Here is a 13739-nt window from a genome sequence, read left to right on the forward strand (position 1 = left end):
AACCTCGATTCCAAGCCTGTATAGCTGCTCTGTGCGTGTTCAGCCAGTGGCAGCCTTTGTTGCTTGTTGACTGTGAGTTGAGTCTTGAATCTTAGCAGCATGATTGTATTTTACACTTAAATGCCAAGATGGTCTTGATTTGATGACTCCAGAGGGGGCTCTTCACACCTATATCTTAGTTATGAGATTACATAGGTGTGGAGGGCGGTAATTATTTCAGGAATAGGAATAGAGATAATTCCCATTGAATTAGGTCAAATCAGCATTCACCCTGAAAACTTCCCTAGCAATATTACAGTCAAGTTGAATTTGTGTTTTCAGGTCTTCCAGAGAAGCAAATTTCTGTTCTGGGCGCAAAAAATCGACGAGCCGCACAGTCAGTTTTTTGCCATATAAATCACCAGACCAATCGAATAGATGCACTTCCACAGACAAGTTACTACCATTGACTGTCGGGCGCTTACCGATATTCATCACACCCAATTTATCATGTATCGTAGTTGGGTCTGGTGTATCACCCATAATAGCAGCGCGGACGGCATATACACCGTGGCGGGGGACAAACTTGTCTGGTGGTAATTCCAGGTTGGCGGTGGGAAAACCGATAGTTCTTCCCATTTTTGCACCAGCAATCACAGTACCAATGAGGGTGTAAGGTCGTCCCAGTAGAAAGTTAGCGTTTTTAATCTCCCCACTTTCTAAATAGTGACGGATGAGTGAAGTGCTAATGGGAGTCTGTAGGGTGGGAGTATTGTCTGTATAGGTTTGCAAGGAAACAATAGTCACGGGGATATGGTGCTTCGCGGCTAGTAATTGCAAATCTTGAGCAGTACCACGACGCTGTTTACCAAAACAAAAATCTTCCCCAACACTAATTCGGCGACATTGGAGTTGTTGCACTAAAATTTTATCTACAAAATCTGTGGGAGATAAAGCAGATAATTCTTTGTCAAAGGGTAGCAGTACAAGTTGTTCTACTCCTAGAGAGCGCAATTGTTGGACTTTTTCATCCAGTGGTGTGAGCAAAGGTCTGGGCTGACCTGTAAAAAACTCCAGGGGATGGGGGTCAAAGGTGACAACTGTCGAGTATGTTTGTTCTTGTGGCTGGGTGTTCTCCCCATCCAATGCTGCGGGCAAAATTGGTTGAATAACTCTGTGATGTCCAAGATGTACACCGTCAAATTTGCCAAGAGCGACAGCAGTTGGCTTGAGCAGCCCTTCCGGTGAGGAAGCAACCCACAAAGAACACCCATTTTTAGACAAATTTAGCACGTGGATTCTGAGAATTTAGGTTGATTTAGCCATCAGTCACAAGCTACTTTACGGTCAGGGGTCTACAAAGTTCAGTCAGGTAGGCGATGGCGCTAATAGCTCTTGATCTCCAATCTAATCTAAAATCTACAATTGCTTAGAGTACAAACTTGATTCCAGACTGCTGATAATCACTCAAGTCAGAGGAAATTCCCAACTAGATAACTTGTCCAATCCTGTGGGATAGGTAAGATTATATTGTAATGGCGTAATGCTGATGTAGTTGTTGCGGATCACATGGACATCAATCGGCACATGATCAGATATATTTAAACCTTTGGGCGGTTCGACTTCTTCTAAAACTTCCCCAGTTAACCAATAGTAGATTTTACCACGGGGATCCACACGCTTGTCAAAAACGTCCACATAGCGCCGTACTCCCTGACGAGTAAAAGTCACCCCGGCGATTTTTTCCCAAGAGACGGGGGGAACGTTGACATTCAGCAACATCAATTCTGGTAACGGATTTACCGCTAGTTTCTCTACCAGCATTTCGGCAAACCTAGCAGCAGGTTGAAAGTCTTTGGATGTATGGCTGGTAAGACTTAAAGCTATACTGGGAATACCTTCAATTACACCTTCCATAGCGGCGGAAACCGTACCAGAATAAAGAATTTCAGTGCCCAAATTTGCACCTTGATTAATGCCAGACAGAACTAAATCAGGGGGAGAATCTAACAAAGCCCACAGTGCCAATTTCACGCAATCTGAGGGAGTACCATCACAAGCCCAAGCATTGATGGCCGGATGAAACACGGATTCGATCACTTCAGCGCGAATGGGTTGGTGCATGGTTAACCCATGTCCGGTTGCTGAACGTTCCCGATCTGGGCAAACTACACTTACATCATGTCCTGCTTCTGCCAAGCGGTCAGCTAGGGTACGAATACCTAAAGCAGAAACTCCGTCATCATTACTAATGAGTAATTTCATGGATCTTTTTATCAGTCATTTCTCAATATTGTATCCCTGTAGTATGAGGTAAAAAAACTCTCACACAGCCAATCACCTCTAAACTAGTAAACGGGGGTTGGGTTTTGACTTGGACTGTTTTGTACAGTGATTGGGTACCAGTCCAAAGTCGTAGACTAATAATCAATGACTCATGACCAATGACTAATAACTAATGACTACGAATTTAGAGGCTCAACTTTTAGCACTGCGGGAAGAAGCAGAACAAGCGATCGCCGTCGCCAATACCCTAGAACGTCTAGAGGAACTCAGAATCACCTATCTGGGGAAAAAAGGGCAGCTGGGGGCGTTATTGCGAAGTATGGGACAAATGAGTGGGGAGGAACGACCGAAAATTGGGGCGATCGCCAATACAGTCAAAGAATCCCTACAAAACAGTCTAGACCAGCAACGCGCCGCTTTAGAATCCGCCAAAATTCAGGCACAGCTAGATGCGGAAACTCTCGATGTGACTATGCCAGGAATTTACCGCCCTCAAGGTCGAATTCACCCACTTAATGGTATTATTGACCGGGCGCTGGATATTTTTGTGGGTATGGGCTATACCGTAGCTGAAGGACCAGAGATGGAAACAGATTATTATAATTTTGAGGCTCTGAATACCCCACCCGATCACCCAGCCCGTGATATGCAGGATACCTTCTACCTACCAGACGGTAATCTCCTCCGTACTCATACTTCATCAGTACAAATTCGCTACATGGAAAGAGAAGAACCACCCATCCGGGTTGTGGCTCCAGGGCGAGTTTATCGGCGTGATCATGTAGATGCTACTCACTCGGCGGTTTTCCATCAAATAGAATTATTAGCCATCGACCATGGGCTAACATTTACAGACCTCAAAGGTACTATTAAGGAGTTTTTACAAGCAATATTTGGTGATTTACCCATTCGTTTCCGTGCTAGTTATTTCCCATTTACAGAACCTTCTGCTGAGGTAGATTTGCAGTGGAATGGTCGCTGGTTAGAGGTAATGGGCTGCGGTATGGTAGACCCTAATGTGATGAAAGCTGTAGGTTATGACCCAGAAATTTATACTGGCTTTGCGGCTGGTTTTGGTGTAGAACGTTTTGCTATGGTGTTACACCAAATCGATGATATCCGCCGTTTATATGGTAGCGATTTACGATTTTTACAGCAGTTTTAATGTTTTCCGGGTAAATTAGACTTTTTTGATAAGTAGCTAATTGTCCCGAAACTATTAACGTGAGAATATACATAAGCCTGCATATGCAGGCTTACAATATCTTATTTAACGCTGATACAAAAAAAATATTATCGAGAAGGTAAATCTATATCATGAATCTAAATTTTCATAGGGTTTTATAACTAACATGGAATTCACTAAAATTACTCAAACAAAAACCTAATGTCGGCAATTATCACAATGTCCACAACGCCAGTTGCTAGCTTCTTGTTCAAATCCAAAAGCATTTAATAAAAATTGCCAACGACATTTTTTAGTATGCAAATATTTATACATTTGTTGACCATCTGGTAATTGGATCACTGGCTGCATTTTTTTTACCCCTGAGTCAATGGTATAATGAAAAGGGTCAAGCCAATTTAATTGACCGCTGCTGTGGAGTAACGCCAAGGCTGTGTCAGCATCACGAAACTCACGGGTGACTGCGTTGACTTCTCCGTGTGGGGGTAATTGTCTGACTAATTGCTGGGCGTTGCGTTGCTGCGATCGCATTTTTTGCTCAAAAAACTGCTGTCTTTGTTTATCTTCTGGGTCTAACCACCCTGTAGGTTCACTCACCAAAACCAGCGCATCTGCTGGGTTCCCATCTCGTCCCGCGCGGCCCATTTCCTGTACATATTCAGATATGAGCTGAGGTGCGTGAAAATGAACCACCCAACGCACATCTGATTTATTAATCCCCATACCAAAAGCACAGGTACAGATAACAAAGGGGATTTTACCAGTTAGCCATTTAGTTTCTATATCCCGGCGTTCTGCTGGATCCAGTCCGCCATGATAACTAGCTGTAGTGTAACCCTTCTCGGCTAACCATGCCGCTAAATTTTCACTATCTTTCCTAGTTCTAACATAAATTAATCCCGATTCTTGGGGGCGATTTTTAATAAATTCTAATAGTTGCTGTTTGCGACTCCTGGGTGTCCAAGCAATGCGGACAGTGAGATGCAAATTCTGGCGATAGGGATTTAATTTAAAAATTTCTGGTTGCTGTAATTGTAAAACCCTTTGAATAGTCTTTTGGGCTGTGGGGTCAGCAGTAGCGGTAAAAGCCGCAATACTAATTTTTGTCCCCGGTGGTTTGGTTTTGAGTAATGCGGGTCTGACTGCGCCTAACCTGCGATAATCTGGGCGGAATGTATCCCCCCACTGTACTAAACAATGGGCTTCATCTAATATCAAAGCGTTAATTTGTAATTGGGGATGAGATAATTTTTCCCAGACTAGGGGACTTAATAAGGTTTCTGGGGATAAATACAGTAATCTGAGTTGTTGGTTTTCTAAAGCTTGTAGTGTCCTGCGGCGTTGATAGGTGGGTAATTGACTATGCAAGAGTGCTGCTTTTTGTTGGCGCTCCAGTAGTTCTTGTACTTGGTTTTCCATGAGTGCTACCAAGGGGGAAATTACTAGAGTTATTCCTGTTTGTAGCAGTGCGGGAAGTTGAAAGCAAATTGACTTCCCCCCACCTGTGGGCATAATAATTAAGGCGTCTTTTTTGGCTAGCAAAGTCCTGACTATTTCGCCTTGGGGTGGTCTGAAATCTTCGTAACCCCAAATTCGTTGAAATGTGGCTCTGACTGTGTGCCAAGGGGTTATTAAAGGGGGATTCATCTATTAATTCATCCTTAGTAAGGTGAGGATTGATGGATGAGGTTAGACAAAAAATAGGGCGGGAAAAACCCACCCTCAAACCACATATGTCTCTAAATTTTCTGTGCAGTTACTTGTTCTTGTTTCTCTTTGGTTTGCAGAGCTGCATAAAGCCGATTTAGGGCATTTACATAAGCTTGGGCGGAGGCGACAATAATATCGGTGTTAGCCGCATGACCGGAAAATACTCTCGAGTCATGTCTCAGACGGATAGTCACTTCACCTATAGCATCAATTCCGGCTGTGACCGATTGTACAGAAAATTCTATCAATTCGTTAGGCACATTTACTACCCGGTTAATTGCTTTGTAAACCGCGTCTACGGGTCCTGTACCAATGGCTGCATCAGTTAATTCTTTACCTTCTGGGGTGCGAAGGGTGACTGTAGCTGTGGGTTTAGCGTTACTACCGCAAGCAATTTGCACTAGTTCGACTCGGAACAAGTCCGGCGCTTGTTGAATTTCATCGTTGACGATCGCTTCTAAGTCCCAGTCGGAAATTTCTTTCTTTTTGTCAGCTACTTCTTTAAATCTGACGAATGCTTTGTTTAATTCTGTTTCTGAGAGTTCAAAGCCTAATTCTCCCAACCGTGTACGGAAGGCGTTTCTACCGGAATGTTTACCCAATACTATTTGATTGTCTGTTAAGCCAATCAATTGAGCATCCATAATTTCGTAGGTGAGCTTGTTTTTCAGTACCCCGTCTTGGTGAATACCAGATTCATGGGCGAAGGCGTTAGCTCCGACTATGGCTTTATTTGGTTGTACTAGCATTCCCGTTAAGTTGGAAACTAGGCGAGAGGTTTTATAAATTTGGCGGGTGTCAATATTGGTTAGTGGTTCTTCTGAGTCTACTGGTCTTCCTAAGAAGGGGTTAAAATATTGCCGCCGCACGTGTAAAGCCATAACCAATTCCTCTAGGGAGGCGTTCCCGGCTCGCTCGCCAATGCCGTTAATGGTACATTCTAATTGGGTTGCACCATTTTTTATGGCTTCTAGGAAGTTGGCAACGGCCAAACCTAAGTCGTTATGTCCGTGTACGGAAATAATGGCTTGATCTATATTGGGGACATGATCTTTAATCCCTTTAATCATTGCCCCAAATTCGCTAGGTGTCAAGTAACCAACGGTGTCAGGTATGTTAATTGTTGTTGCACCAGCTGCGATCGCTCGCTCTAATACTTGGTAAAGAAATTCTGGGTCAGAGCGTGCTGCATCCATGGGGGAAAATTCTACATCTGTCATAAATGACTTAGCATAAGCTACCATTTCCTCGGCGATCGCTAATACTTCCGCCCGTGATTTGCGCAGCTGATATTCTAAGTGAATATCGGATGTAGAAATAAAGGTGTGAATCCTACCGTGAACTGCTGGTTTTAGGGCTGCTGCTGCGGCTTCAATATCTGCTTTAATGGCTCTAGCCAAACTACAAATTACTGGACCGTCTTCTGTCCCCACAATTTGGGCAATTTTGTTCACAGCTTCAAAGTCCCCCGGACTCGCAAAAGCAAATCCCGCCTCAATCACATCTACCCCTAACTTCGATAGTTGCTTGGCGATCGCTAGCTTTTCATCTATATTTAGAGTTGCTCCGGGACATTGTTCTCCGTCTCTGAGTGTCGTATCAAAAATGATAATTTGATCGCCTTTGCTCCTCATGTTTCCTCCTTGTGGATTTTTTACTGTCTGCTTAAAATATCTTAAAACCTGAGTTTTTTTACTCTAAAGATTTGTAAATATTTGCTAAGATTACTGACCGTCTACTTTTTCTATAGTATCTCTGATATCGTTTAAATCAATATATCTGTCAGTAGCATTGCGCAACTCCCTGGCAATCATTCCTTCTGTTGATACCACTGTAATGTGCGTATTTTTTGAGCGTAACAATTCGATAGCCCTTTCAAAATCACCATCTCCGCTGAATAAAACCACTCGATCATATTGATCTACTGTATTAAACATATCTACGACAATTTCAATATCTAAATTAGCTTTTTGGGAGTAGCGACCCGATGAGTCGTCATAATATTCTTTGAGAATTTTAGTGCGGACTGTATACCCTAAGCTAATTAGAGCATCTCTGAAACCCCTCTGATCTTGTGGATCTTTTAAACCAGTGTACCAGAAAGCATTGATTAGTGTTGTGTCTGATTGCTCGTGTTTGAAATAGTCTAAGACTCGTCTTGGGTCAAAAAACCAGCCATTTTTCTGTTGAGCATAGAACATATTATTTCCATCTACAAAAATAGATAGACGATTCATTGGGGAACCCATAGAAAAATACACCTAACAAATAAAAAAATTAACTAGATTGGACAATAGATTATAGCAATTCGGAAATGATAAATTTCCTAAAATACCTAGAATCAGTTTTTATGCATAGCTTTTATCTTACCTCTTGCACTGGATAAAATCGGTTAAAATCTGAAACTTAATATACTGGGACTTAAACATTTTCATTTTTGACACTTTTAAAGACACCTCCTAGGCAAAATCTATAAATAAAAGTTATTGATTAATAGTAAACTTGACTATATAGCTGCCAAGTTTAGTTCTCATCTAAGGTATAGGTCTTGGGGTAGGATATAGGCTAATGACCATCTACTGTTCGAGTTAGTAAAATTATCCACTGGATGGTAAATTATCGCTCTTGTCAAAGAGTTAACACTGGTATCACAAGCAGATACCCCTGATCTTGAGAAAATAAAATCTTCCCATAACTAATTCCTGAAGCAGTGTATTTACCACTCCACTCCGTGTAACAACCACAGCCTTGATCTTAATCAAGGAATAAGTTGGGTAGGATTTCGGTTAAGTCCCTACCTGGTGAATATCTATTAACCCAACTTGGGGCAAAAATAGAAAATACATTACAAAAGTATATGATTCTCATTTAACTATGATTTCAATGTATTTGTAGTAAACCTAGCCCTGAATAAATAAGTAAACTAGTAGAACATAAATTAACTATTAACACGATATAGCAAAATAACCTATATCTAGCTTAACCAAAAATATGCCCGTCCTGCCAAGATCAAGTCAGGTAACCTACCAAAAGAGACTCCGGTCATGGGGGGGGTTAGTTGTATGGGTTCATACTACCTCCAGAAAACATCTGAATTTTGGCAACTGCTCCTCAATTGAATCAATGCCTGAAGAATACTATAAAACAGATTGACAATAATGTGGGTAATTAAAACCACTACAGTCCTTTCGATGTTATCCCTGTAAATAGATTCAATCATAGACAAATATACTACTAATTGAGTTAAATAACATACTTATATTATCAGAATACTGAGATACTACCCTACGACAATTTTCACACTTACCCAAACCCAATAATATAGTAAAAAACAGCACCAGCAAACCAGCCATCGGATATTTCCGCTTAATCCAAGGATAAAAATATCTTCCTAACTGTTTAAAAAGCAGAGCTATTGCATTTCTTGTAATTATTTATTGACTATTTTATCTAGTGGCTTTGGGTAGATAAAACTGTGATAATTTACCTTTGTATAAAGTGAATATTATCTCCAAACTTATAACTTTAGGAAGATAATTAATCTAGCTGCCAATGGTATTGTAAAATTTGCTAATCCCAAAAATATCTACCCCAATAAATAAGTATAAAATAATATAAAAACCGGAATCCATAATTATAATTTTATGATCTGAGTCTCCAGTCAGGATATCTTGAATCTTGATTAATTCAGTCCGATGAAATCAATAAATAGGATAAAAATCGTGGATAGACTCCTGCGAAAAATGCGGAATAAAATTATCCGAAAAATCGATGCATTACGATTTATAAAATATAAAGATCATCTCGCTTATGAAGCAGCAGTAAAAAACCACATGAGCAATCTACCTATTTTGGCACAGTCTGACCAGGATATACTAAGAAAGCTGCAACATGAAGGAGTTGTAATTACTTCATTAGGAGAACTGGGAATTACATCTACACCTGATATACTTAAAGCAGCCAAAAATCTGATATCAAAATTTTCTGTAAGTATTTCTGTACACAAAAATGACTCTGTTATTCATGCTAGTTCCCAGCAGATAATGGAGTATCCAGAAATATTTTTTTGGGGACTTGAAGAACGTTTACTGAATATTGCAGAGAATTATATTGGTTTACCAGTGGCTTATAATGGGGTATACCTTCGCCAAGATATTGCTAATAACGTCGAGCAAGGCTCTAGGTTATGGCACATAGATAGAGAAGATAGAAAAATTTTAAAAATTATAATTTATCTAAATGATGTTAATGAGTATACCGGACCATTTCAATATCTGAACCAAGATTTCACCTCAGAAATAATTAAAGCCTTAAAATATACATCTGGGTACATTCCAGACCTTAAGATGAGAGAGTTTGTATCTCCAAAAAATTATAAATCATGTACAGGTCCCCTCGGTACTATAATTTTCGCTGCTACTGGTAGTATTTTCCATCGGGGAAGGTTACCGTTACTTTCCGATAGATTAGCTCTGTTTTTTGATTATAGTTCTAGACGACAAAAAAACAGATATTATATAGCCAATTCTCTACCGAATGAGGATTTATTCATCTTGTGCCAAAATCTCCCAGAACACAAAAAACAATGTATTATTTATCAATAAAAAAAGATTTATTCCTAGTACCGACTGCAAAGAGGACTAAAGTCCCAGGGACAAAATCTTAAAGTGTCACGTCTTCTTGTTGATTAATAGCTAACCGCAAAACTGATAAACCCAAAATAATCAAAAATAAGACTAATCCAATTGTACAGGCATAGCTAATTTCTAAGTGGCTAAAGGCTTCTTCATATAAATAGTAAACAATGGTTTTGGAGCTATTTAGTGGACCACCTTGGGTCATAATAAATACCTCTTCAAAGACTTTAGTCGCGGAAATAGCTGAAATCACCGCTACCAGGGCTAAATACGGACTCATTAAAGGTATAGTAATATCCCAATGTTTGCTGATCCCATCGGAACCATCAATGGCTGCGGCTTCGTAAACATCCGCCGGAATTGATTGCAACCCGGCTAAATAAATTACCATGTAATAGCCGAGTCCCTTCCAGATGGTAACAGCCATGACACTGGCTAAGGAAATTGGTACAATGCCTAATAGTTTCTCTGGACTGGTTAACCAGGGAATTCCTGCGGGAAAAATATTCACGGTTTTAAGTAACTGATTAAGTAAGCCGTTTTCTGCATATAGCCATTTCCAAGCTATACCAGCAACTACCATTGATATTACTACCGGCGTGTAGTAAGCGGCTCTAAACCAATTCATCCCTCGCAGCTTCTGATTTACCAAAATTGCCAGTCCTAAGGGAGCTATGACTAAAATTGGCACGACACCTACAAGGTAGAGAAAGGTGTTTTCTAAGGTTTGCCAAAAAACTGCATCTTTCCACAAGCGCCGAAAGTTGTCAAAACCTATCCATTGCGGTGGTTGGTAAAGGTCTTCGTAGCTGGTAAAGCTCAGGTAAAATGCTTGTATTGCTGGCCAGAACACTGTTGCAAATAACAGAATTAGTGCTGGGAGTAAAAATATGTAGGGTGTTAGTTTCTGTTTGATAAATTGCCAGTTTTGCAGTTTGGGTTGATTCATGGCGGGATTTTATTGATAATTGACCACAGATAAACACAGATAGGTCTGTATTTAGTTGTTGGAGAAATGGTTTTTTAGGTAGCTTTTACATGGCGGATATGGCACAAACTTGTAAGCCAACAGGTGTATTGATAATTACAGAGTCTACACCAAAGACTTGGGCGATCGCATGGGGTGTGAGGACTGCTTCCGGTGTACCCACTTCCCAAAGATGACCTTCTTTTAATAAGGCGATGCGGGAACTATAGCGAGCTGCTAAATTGAGTTCGTGTAGGACGGTGACAATAGTTAAATTCTGCTGTTGATTGAGTTTTTCCAGGAGTTCTAACAGTTGTAATTGATACTTGACATCTAAATAAGTTGTGGGCTCGTCTAATAATAATACTTTCGGTTCTTGGGCTAGTGCTAAGGCTAAAAATGCCCGTTGTCTTTCACCACCGGAAAGTTGTTCAACTAGGCGATCGCTCAATTGATCTAGTTGCGTTTCTGCAATAGCTGCTGTGACTTTTTCCCGGTCTTCACTGCTGAGTTCCCATTGCCACCAAGGTTGATGGGGGGTGCGTCCTAAACTGACTAATTGGCGCACTGTTAACCCCGCGGGAATTGTTTGTTGTTGCGGTAATAATGCTAACTTCTGCGCCACTAAATGGGGAGGCTGAGAATGAATCGCTTTGCCATCCAGTAGGACTGTTCCTTGCTGTGGGGAGAGAATGCGACTGAGTAATTTTAGGATGGTAGATTTACCAGAACCATTTGCACCCACTAAACTTAACCATTCTCCTGTTTGTAGAGATAGGTTAATATCTTGGATAATGGGTAATGCTGTGTAACCACCAGTGAGGTTTTGCAGTTCTAAGGGCATTATTTGGGTGATAAAAAATTACTCCTGACAGTCTACTCCACCGCAGGAGTTTCTTGATGATATTTGCATTTTTTTTTAACGGAGAGGGAGGGATTCGAACCCTCGTATACGTTTCCGCATAACAGACTTTCCAGGTCTGCGCCTTCAACCACTCGGCCACCTCTCCAGGTTCAACGATTTATAATCATACTATGAAATTTGAGAAAATGCAACCATAAAAGCAGATAAATTAAGTTAAAGCTCAAGTCTACTTTGGAAATCCGAAATCACCATGTCCCATACATATACGATTAAAGTCCGAGATCGCGCCACAGGCAAGGAATACAGTCTACAAGTTCCCGCAGACCGCTACATCCTCCACAGTATTGAACAACAAGGGGAGGAACTACCCTTTTCCTGTCGCAATGGGGCTTGCACAACTTGCGCTGTGCGGGTGGTGTCTGGAGAAATTTACCAACCCGAGGCTATTGGATTATCCCCAGCTTTGCGCCAGAAAGGGTATGCTTTGTTATGCGTTAGTTATGCTCATTCTGATTTAGAAGTGGAAACTCAAGACGAGGATGAGGTTTATGAACTCCAGTTTGGTCGGTATTTTGCTAGAGGTAAGGTTAAAGCGGGTTTACCCTTAGATGAGGATTAAGATTTGTTTCGCGCCCAGGCGCAAAGACGCAAAGGTTTTTCTTGGGATCCTTTTGGGTTGCTTGCTGTTGTTGGTGGGTTGTCAGGGCGATCATGACCTGAGTGCAAGCAATCGCACTCAGGTGAGAGTTTCCCGGGTAGTCAGTGGTCAAACTTTAGAAGTTCTAGGTATGGCTGAACAACCAAATTTGATTTCTTCGGTGCGATTACTTGGTCTTGATGCACCAGATTTGCGACAAAGTCCCTGGGGAGATGAGTCCAAAGCAGTTTTAGCGCAGTTGATTGGTGAGCAAGAAAAATCCGTGATCTTGGAGTTTGATGTCCAAGCCAAGGATAATTTTGGTCGGATTTTGGCTTATGTGTGGAAAGATCAGCAGTTATTAAATGAAGAATTGCTTAAACAAGGGTATGCTTTGTTTGTGTCGCGATCGCCTAATCATAAATATGACCAGCGTTTGGAACGGGCCCAACAATGGGCTAGACTCATGGAAAAAGGCATTTGGAACCCAGAAAAACCTCTGCGTGTCCCTCCTGCTCAGTTTCGCCGCCGAAATTTTTAGGGACTGAGGGTTAGTAACTAGTTACTCTTTTCTTAACTAATACTCACAAACACACACATTGGCTCAAAAATTCCTGTCATCTTTTCGATTTGTGACAGAATTACAGTAAAATCACTGTATGCTACTAGGATTCAAAACCCAACTCAAAGTCAACAAGCAACAACGACTACTACTAGGACAACACGCAGGAGTAGCCAGACACGCTTGGAATCAAGGGTTAGCACTTTGTCAACAGGTATTGTTACATAACAAACTTAATCCTCAAGACAAAATCAAATTTCCCACAGCCATAGATTTACATAAATGGTTAGTAGCAGCCATTAAATCTACCCTTCCTTGGTATTATGAAGTTTCCAAATGCGCCCCTCAATACGCATTAAGATATCTGTCAGATGCCTTTAAATCCTTCTTCAAAAAAAGTAAAGGCTTTCCTAAATTTAAGAAAAAAGGGAGACAGGATTCTTTTACCTTAGATGGGGCAATTCATATTGACTATAGAAAAATCAAAGTCCCCGTAATTGGCTGGCTGAAAACTTATGAAATTCTCCCGACAGGATATAAACCGAAATCTGTCACCATAAGTAAACAAGCTGATAAGTGGTTTATCTCTTGGAAACTGGAGGTGATCACCAATGAAACACCTAAAAAAAAAGACTTTTTAGGTGTAGATTTAGGAATAAATCATCTAGCAACGTTATCAACAGGAGAAATCTATGATGGAGTAAAAAGCTATAAAAAGTATGAAGCTAAATTAGCAAGAATGCAATATTTGAACCCACATAAACTCAGCGGTTCAAATAATTATAGAAAAGCCCAAATCAAAATAGCCAGACTACACCAAAAAATAGCTAATATCAGAAAAGATACATTACATAAAATCACCACCTATATCAGCAAAAACCACGCGGTGATAGGGATAGAAGATTTAAAT

General features: G+C 40.8%; 12 protein-coding genes and 1 tRNA gene. 5 read left to right on the plus strand and 8 right to left on the minus strand.

Annotation, left to right across the window (positions count from 1 at the left end):
• Positions 1-249: 249 nt before the first annotated feature.
• Together PN447_RS06795 and surE are read right to left on the minus strand one after the other, a co-directional pair.
• Positions 250-1272 carry a bifunctional riboflavin kinase/FAD synthetase gene (locus PN447_RS06795; protein WP_271761916.1) on the minus strand — a complete coding sequence of 341 codons (1023 nt, stop codon included), beginning with the start codon at positions 1270-1272 and terminating at the stop codon, positions 250-252.
• 174 nt (positions 1273-1446) lie between these two features.
• The gene (surE, locus tag PN447_RS06800) at positions 1447-2244 is read right to left on the minus strand and encodes a 5'/3'-nucleotidase SurE (protein ID WP_271761917.1); all 798 of its coding nucleotides are present in this window, start codon (positions 2242-2244) and stop codon (positions 1447-1449) included.
• A gap of 193 nt (positions 2245-2437) precedes the next feature.
• Between surE and pheS the strand changes: the two genes are divergently transcribed.
• Positions 2438-3430, plus strand: coding sequence for a phenylalanine--tRNA ligase subunit alpha (pheS, locus tag PN447_RS06805; RefSeq protein ID WP_271761919.1), 993 nt, complete (start codon positions 2438-2440; stop codon positions 3428-3430).
• A 219-nt stretch (positions 3431-3649) separates the two neighbouring features.
• Here pheS and PN447_RS06810 read toward each other — a convergent pair whose 3' ends face one another.
• The 3 genes from PN447_RS06810 to PN447_RS06820 all read right to left on the minus strand — a co-directional run bounded on the left by PN447_RS06810 (position 3650) and on the right by PN447_RS06820 (position 7410).
• Positions 3650-5098 carry a RecQ family ATP-dependent DNA helicase gene (locus PN447_RS06810; protein WP_271761920.1) on the minus strand — a complete coding sequence of 483 codons (1449 nt, stop codon included), beginning with the start codon at positions 5096-5098 and terminating at the stop codon, positions 3650-3652.
• Between the two features lie 92 nt (positions 5099-5190).
• The gene (locus PN447_RS06815; protein WP_271761921.1) at positions 5191-6795 is read right to left on the minus strand and encodes a 2-isopropylmalate synthase; all 1605 of its coding nucleotides are present in this window, start codon (positions 6793-6795) and stop codon (positions 5191-5193) included.
• Positions 6796-6885: 90 nt separating this feature from the next.
• Positions 6886-7410 carry a LabA-like NYN domain-containing protein gene (locus PN447_RS06820; RefSeq protein WP_200989987.1) on the minus strand — a complete coding sequence of 175 codons (525 nt, stop codon included), beginning with the start codon at positions 7408-7410 and terminating at the stop codon, positions 6886-6888.
• A gap of 1473 nt (positions 7411-8883) precedes the next feature.
• On the opposite strand from PN447_RS06820, the gene PN447_RS06825 reads away from it, so the two are divergent.
• On the plus strand, positions 8884-9765 hold the full coding sequence (locus PN447_RS06825) for a 2OG-Fe(II) oxygenase (RefSeq protein ID WP_271761922.1): 882 nt from the start codon (positions 8884-8886) through the stop codon (positions 9763-9765).
• 58 nt (positions 9766-9823) lie between these two features.
• Here the strand turns inward: PN447_RS06825 and PN447_RS06830 are convergent, their stop codons facing one another.
• The 3 genes from PN447_RS06830 to PN447_RS06840 all read right to left on the minus strand — a co-directional run bounded on the left by PN447_RS06830 (position 9824) and on the right by PN447_RS06840 (position 11775).
• Positions 9824-10747, minus strand: a complete 924-nt coding sequence (locus PN447_RS06830; protein WP_271761923.1) for a carbohydrate ABC transporter permease — start codon at positions 10745-10747, stop codon at positions 9824-9826.
• Between the two features lie 85 nt (positions 10748-10832).
• Entirely contained in the window at positions 10833-11609 is a 777-nt protein-coding gene (locus PN447_RS06835) for an ABC transporter ATP-binding protein (protein WP_271761925.1), read from the minus strand.
• Positions 11610-11688: 79 nt separating this feature from the next.
• A tRNA-Ser gene (locus PN447_RS06840) sits at positions 11689-11775 on the minus strand.
• A gap of 105 nt (positions 11776-11880) precedes the next feature.
• Here PN447_RS06840 and PN447_RS06845 point away from each other — a divergent pair.
• The 3 genes from PN447_RS06845 to PN447_RS06855 form a co-directional block, all read left to right on the plus strand.
• On the plus strand, positions 11881-12249 hold the full coding sequence (locus tag PN447_RS06845) for a 2Fe-2S iron-sulfur cluster-binding protein (RefSeq protein WP_271761926.1): 369 nt from the start codon (positions 11881-11883) through the stop codon (positions 12247-12249).
• Positions 12239-12808, plus strand: a complete 570-nt coding sequence (locus PN447_RS06850) for a thermonuclease family protein (RefSeq protein ID WP_271761928.1) — start codon at positions 12239-12241, stop codon at positions 12806-12808. Before PN447_RS06845 ends, PN447_RS06850 begins: the two co-directional genes overlap by 11 nt.
• 118 nt (positions 12809-12926) lie before the next feature.
• Positions 12927-13739: RNA-guided endonuclease InsQ/TnpB family protein (locus tag PN447_RS06855; protein WP_271761930.1), on the plus strand; the 813-nt coding region annotated here is incomplete at its 3' end.

The sequence above is a fragment of the Anabaena sp. CS-542/02 genome, assembly GCF_028331085.1.
Classification (GTDB): Bacteria; Cyanobacteriota; Cyanobacteriia; order Cyanobacteriales; family Nostocaceae; genus Anabaenopsis; species Anabaenopsis arnoldii.